At 35.8% G+C, this 6,168-nt stretch carries 7 protein-coding genes; all 7 read right to left on the reverse strand.

From position 1 onward, the window contains the following. Positions 1 to 138: 138 nt before the first annotated feature. The 7 genes from mnhG to V7014_RS15770 are packed head-to-tail and all read right to left on the reverse strand — an operon-like array spanning position 139 to position 5,893. Positions 139 to 495: a monovalent cation/H(+) antiporter subunit G gene (mnhG, locus tag V7014_RS15740; RefSeq protein ID WP_335508390.1), complete on the reverse strand. Its 357-nt coding sequence runs from the start codon at positions 493 to 495 to the stop codon at positions 139 to 141. Further along, positions 479 to 763: a Na(+)/H(+) antiporter subunit F1 gene (locus tag V7014_RS15745; RefSeq protein WP_335508384.1), complete on the reverse strand. Its 285-nt coding sequence runs from the start codon at positions 761 to 763 to the stop codon at positions 479 to 481. The genes mnhG and V7014_RS15745 overlap by 17 nt, the downstream gene beginning before the upstream one ends. Further along, on the reverse strand, positions 763 to 1,242 hold the full coding sequence (locus V7014_RS15750) for a Na+/H+ antiporter subunit E (protein WP_335508385.1): 480 nt from the start codon (positions 1,240 to 1,242) through the stop codon (positions 763 to 765). The genes V7014_RS15745 and V7014_RS15750 overlap by 1 nt, the downstream gene beginning before the upstream one ends. Positions 1,243 to 1,248: 6 nt before the next feature. Next, entirely contained in the window at positions 1,249 to 2,733 is a 1,485-nt protein-coding gene (locus V7014_RS15755) for a Na+/H+ antiporter subunit D (protein ID WP_335508386.1), read from the reverse strand. After that, entirely contained in the window at positions 2,726 to 3,067 is a 342-nt protein-coding gene (locus V7014_RS15760; RefSeq protein WP_335508387.1) for a Na(+)/H(+) antiporter subunit C, read from the reverse strand. The genes V7014_RS15755 and V7014_RS15760 overlap by 8 nt, the downstream gene beginning before the upstream one ends. Further along, the gene (locus tag V7014_RS15765; protein ID WP_335508388.1) at positions 3,067 to 3,489 is read right to left on the reverse strand and encodes a Na(+)/H(+) antiporter subunit B; all 423 of its coding nucleotides are present in this window, start codon (positions 3,487 to 3,489) and stop codon (positions 3,067 to 3,069) included. Before V7014_RS15765 ends, V7014_RS15760 begins: the two co-directional genes overlap by 1 nt. After that, positions 3,476 to 5,893: a Na+/H+ antiporter subunit A gene (locus tag V7014_RS15770; protein WP_335508389.1), complete on the reverse strand. Its 2,418-nt coding sequence runs from the start codon at positions 5,891 to 5,893 to the stop codon at positions 3,476 to 3,478. The genes V7014_RS15765 and V7014_RS15770 overlap by 14 nt, the downstream gene beginning before the upstream one ends. Between the last annotated feature and the right edge of the window lie 275 nt (positions 5,894 to 6,168).

Raw genomic sequence — 6,168 nt, forward strand, 5'->3', positions numbered from 1 at the left:
GGGAGATTAAGCGCCAGTAAGAATCCGATTGGTTCAACTAATAAATCGGTGAGGGATGGACGAACATCACACTGATTAAAGTTTCACTTTATTAAGTCATAAATAAAAGGAAGCTAGCAATATCTAGCTTCCTTTTGTTTATTTCGTTTTTGTTGCTTCACGTGCTTTTTTTAAATCGTCTCGAACGCTCATATCCCAAAGTTTCACACCGGAATTATAGGCAGCTCGACTTATTAAATGACCCGATACGGGTGCTGTAAAGAAGACAAAGAGAATCCCTAATAAAACTCGTGAGTTAAAATGTCCATGCTCTATATAAAAATAGATGAACGTTCCAAGCATAATAGACATGATACCTAAAGTTGCTGCTTTTGATGCAGCATGGTTTCTTGTATACATATCAGGGAGTCTGAGCAATCCGAAGCTAGTGACTAAGCAAAGAAACGCACCAATGAGTATAAAAACAGCAACGATTATTTTACTGATTTCGATCATGCTCAATAATCACTCCCTTCTCTAAATATTTAGCCATCGCAACCGTTCCGATAAATGCTAGTATACCTAGCAATAAAATAACTTCAAGGAAGGCATAAGTATCAAGAAGAATCGACATTAAAGCAATGATGGCGATTAAGTGAATACCTAATGCATCTAATGCAATGACACGATCCGGAATAGTTGGACCTTTAATAACACGGTATATTAAGCCAAGCATAGCGAGTGAAACACAAAACAATGCAAAGATAATGATAGATTGAAACATTATCGACTCACCTCCATAATGGCTTTTTCGAAAGTATTTTTGATTCCATCAATTTCAGCTTGAATATCGTCATTCAGGTCCATTGCATGGACATAAAGGATTTTATTATCATCTGAAACTTCAATAACTAGTGTACCAGGTGTAAGTGTAATTAAATTTGCAAGAATTGTAATTTCCCACGGTTCCTTTAATTCTGTTTCTAAAGCAAATATACCTGGCTTCATATCTAGCTTTGGTTTTAGAATGACTTTCAAAACAGCAATATTAGAAAGTATTAATTCTTTGATGAAGATGAGAAAGAGTTTAATAACTGCCCAAACGCGAACAAGATAGAATCTAGTATGAAAGAACCTTCTAAAACCTAATAGTATTAACATTCCTAACAAGAATCCTGCAACAAAGGAAGTAGGATTATAGGAATGAGCCAAGAACATCCACACTAAAGCTAAAATAGCGTTTAATAAAATTTGAAATGCCATTTCACATTACTCCTTTAACACCGCATTAATATATATATCCGGGTTCATTAATGTTTCAGCAGCTTGGGAGATATATGGTAAGATCTTTTCCACGCCTAAACCAAATGCAAGTGATACAGCAACAAGTAGAATCGCTGGTCCAAGTAAAGTGAAAAGAGATTTAGATGAAACTCCTTCTGTTTTAATTGGTGCTCCCCAAAAACCGTTTATAAAGATTTTCATAATTGAGTACAATACTAACAAGCTAGAAGCTAGTACAATAAACATACCAAAGTATGCTTTAGCTTCAGCAGCCCCTTGTAGAATTAATAACTTTCCTGGGAAACCGCTCAGTGGTGGAATCCCTACTAAGGAAATGGCAGCTACGAAGAATGTCCACCCTACGAGTGGATATTCCTTAATTAGACCACCCATCTTTCGCAAGTCACTAGTACCGGTTATTTTAATCATAATGCCGACTAGTAGAAAGAGGGCTGCTTTAATGATCATATCGTGTACTAAATAAAGGATTGTTCCAGTTGCTGCTGTTGTACTGTGTAAAGAGATACCGAATGATAAGACACCTACAGCAATGACGATATTATAGATAATAATTTTCTTAACATCCCAATAAGCAATTGCTCCGATTACCCCAACGATAATGGTTAATATACCAATTCCACCTAATAAAGCGTGTGTATAGCTTGTATCGTGATAGAAAAGTAATGTATACGTACGGAAAATCGAGTAAATTCCAACCTTCGTTAATAAGGCACCGAACAAAGCTAATACTGGCGCTGGAGCAGCGTAATATGAACCTGGTAACCAGAAGAATAACGGAAATACAGCTCCCTTTAATCCAAATACGAATAAGAAGAGAACAGCAATGACGGTAATGATACCAGGTTGACCAATTTCAGCTATTTTTCGTGAAATGTCCGCCATATTTAATGTTCCTACCACGGAGTATAGATAAGCAACAGTTATAACAAAAATAGCAGAAGAGATGACATTCACTAAAATATACTTGATTGTTTCTCGCAATTGAATCTTCGTGCCACCAAGAACAAGAAGAACATATGATGACATTAGCATTACTTCAAAGAATACAAATAAATTGAAAATATCACCTGTTAAGAATGCGCCGTTTACACCAACTAAAAGGAATTGAAAAACAGCGTAGTAATAGAAACTTTCCCTTCCAGTTCCAATCGAACGGAAAGAATATATAACTGAACAGAAGCCAATCAAATTTGTAGTTAGCACTAGAATGCTTGATAGCATATCTGCTGTTAACGTAATACCAAAGGGTGCTTCCCAACTACTAACATCGAGAGCAAGTACACCATTAGTATGGACTTCCGATACTAAGTAAATGGATAACGCTAACCCGATAATAAATGAAAGAGTAGAAACTATTCTTTGCACCATTATGTTACGGAAAAATATTAAAATAATCCCTGTAATTAGAGGCAGTAATACAGGCATAAATACGATGTTATAACTATTCATCTGATTCGTTTCCTCTCAGTAGATCCATGTTGTCTGTCCCAAGTTCTTGATACGTACGATACGCTAATACTAGAAAGTAAGAAGTTACTCCAAAGCTAATAACAATCGCTGTCAAAATCAACGCCTGAGGTAGGGGATCAACGTAAGATTTAGCGTGTTCACCAAGTAAGGGAACAGCTCCGCGTTTCAAGCCACCCATTGTCAGGATTAGCAAATGTGCCCCGTGACTTAATAAACCTGTACCAATAATAATTCGTAATATGCTTTTTGAAAGCATCAAATATGTTGCGCTTGTAAAGAGTATGCCAATTACAACTGCCATTAAAATCTCCATTATTCACTCTCCCCTATACTTTTAATAATGGTCATCGTTACGCCGACAACTACTAAATAAACGCCTAGGTCAAATAACGAAGCAGTGTGTAAAGATGTTTTACCAAGTAAAGGTAAATCAAAGTATGCGTAATAATGTGTTAAGAATGGATCTCCTTTAAACACTGCGATTAAACCAGTTGATACGGCTGTTAGTAAGCCGATCCCAATTAAGATTCGGAAGTTTATAGGTAAAATCCAGCTAACGGTTTTTAAATCAAATGCAATCATAATTAACACGAGAGCTGCAGATGTCATTAAACCACCGACAAAACCGCCTCCAGTAAAGTAGTGACCAGAGAAGAATAAGCGGATTGCGAAAAGTATGATAACAAATACAGTTACTTTAGTAGTGGTTTGAAGAATAATATCATTTGTTTTCATTAACTCGCTTACCTCCTTTTTTAGTTAGTCGAAGTTTAATCATCGCATAAATACCTAGTGCAGCAATTGCTAAAACGGTAATTTCAAACATTGTATCAAGGCCTCGATAATCAACTAAGATTACGTTAACCATGTTTTTACCGCCTGCTAGTGTATAAGTTGTCTCTTCATAATACTTAGAAATTGATTCAAAAAGTTTTGTTGAATGAGCAGACAAAGCGATTAACGTAACAATCACACCAACACCTAATGAAATGATGAAATTATTTAACTTGAATGTTAAGCGCTCTTCTTTGCGAAACTTCTTCGGTAAATGGTAGAAACACAATAGGAATAATGCAGTAGATACAGTTTCAACAACGAGCTGTGTAAGAGCTAAATCAGGCGCTCTAAATAGAACGAAGAACAATGAAACGGTATATCCAACTGATCCTAGAATGATAATTGATGTTAATCTTGATTTAACGAATAAGATCGCAATGGCCCCTATAGCAATAATGGACGCAAGGATTACTTCATACATTCGAATCGGTGCAACATTGCTCAAGCTTACAGTTAATGCATCTTTCCAATATAGTGTCACACCTAAAGAAATAATAAAGAACAAGAATGCATAAATAAGGTAATTACGAATAAACCCGGTCATAAAGAATTTAACCAATCGGAAAGAACCTCTTTCCATAAGCCTTAAACCATTATCATATAACGAATTGAATGATAAATTCTCTGGGAACAGTTTGTAGACTGGCTTCCATTTTGGCCAAGTTTTATATAGGATGATTCCTAGTACTACTACGCCAATAGTCATCATTAGCTCCGGTTTGAATCCATGCCAGTAAGAAATATGAACATCATAATCAGTTGGTAATACATTTCCGAGAATTGCTGAAGCAGCAGGTTTTATTAATGTATCTGATAAGATGTTTGGAAATAAACCAAATGTAATGACTAATAGCGCCAAAATAATTGGTGAAATTAGCATACCAATTGGTGCTTCATGAGGTTTTCTTTCCAGCTTCTCAGGCTGTAGTTTACCTGTAAATGTTTTAAAGAATATAATCATGCTGTATGTGAAAGTAAAGACACTAGCAATCCAAGCAAGTACAGGGAATAGCATACGCCATGTATCCAAATTAAAGATATCTAGTGATAGTACAGACAACATACCAGTGAAGAACATTTCTTTACTTAAAAAGCCGTTAAAAGGTGGTAGTCCTGCCATAGAGAACGTACCAATTAGGGCAATAGTAAAGGTAACTGGCATTAGTGACATTAAGCCACCTAGTTTACGAATGTCTCGTGTTCCTGTCTCGTGATCGACAATACCTACTACCATGAACAAACTACCTTTAAATGTTGCATGATTAATTAAATGAAACACTGCTGCTATTGTAGCGGCAATATAAATATTATCGTCGAGATGTGTATAGTGTAGAGCGGCTGCACCAACACCTAGAAGTGACATAATAAGACCTAGCTGACTGATTGTAGAATAGGCAAGAATTCCTTTCAAATCAGTTTGTCTTACAGCAGAGAATGATCCCCATATAAGTGTTAGTAATCCAATTCCTCCAACTAACCATAGCCATGTTCCTGATTCAGCAAAAATCGGACTTAACCTTGCTACTAAGTAAATGCCAGCCTTAACCATTGTTGCCGAATGAAGGTATGCACTAACTGGAGTAGGTGCTTCCATCGCATCCGGAAGCCAAATATGAAATGGGAATTGGGCTGATTTAGTAAATGCTCCTAATAGAATTAGAATCAATGCAGCAGTAAATAGAGGATGTGATATCAAGGTATCTGCTTGACCTATTAATTCTCTCACACTGAAAGTTCCACCCATAATATAAAGCAGAACAATACCTCCAAGCATACTTAAGCCACCAAAGACCGTAATAAGCATGGATTTTTGAGCACCATATCGTGAACGTTCTCGATGATACCAATAACCGATTAATAAGAAGGAAGATAAACTTGTAAATTCCCAGAAGGTGTAAAGGACGATTAAGTTATCAGATAGAACGACCCCAAGCATAGCACCCATGAAAATAAGTAGGTATACATAGAAATTATGTAATTTCTCTTTTTCTTTTGATAAGTAGAAAATTGAGTAAAGAACAACTAATGAACCGATCCCTGTGATGAGTAGGGCAAATAATAAAGAAAGTCCATCGAGGACTACTTCAAAGTTAATTCCTAAAGAAGGAATCCATTGAAGGGTTTCCTGTATGATTGAACCACTTTTAATTTCCGGAATTTTCCGAACAAAGTATATGAAAAGTAAAAGTGGTAGTACTAATACAAACCAGCCAGTATGTACACGGCGAAATGATTTGTACAGTATAGGTATGATGATAGCCAATAGAAAGGGCGAAAGAATAGCCCAGTGCAATAATGACATATAATCCCCCCCTTATATTTTTATAATGTAATTGTCCTTCTCAGTACGCGTAAACCTTCTCAATAAAGTATTGTTCATTTTGGTATCTTATATGACAGAATATTCAAAGTATGTATGCATTTCTTTGAATAAAAATACTTTCTTCCTAGCATTTACGTTTTTAGTTAAATACATGAAAGAAAGGTTCAAAAAGTAAAATACCAGTTTCTTTATTTTTTGTAAATGGTATACCTTACAAGCATTTACTCGTTACAATTATAGCGTAAAAATTTAGT

The organism is Bacillus sp. JJ722, assembly GCF_036963345.1.
In the GTDB taxonomy this organism is placed as follows: Bacteria; Bacillota; Bacilli; order Bacillales; family DSM-1321; genus Bacillus_AD.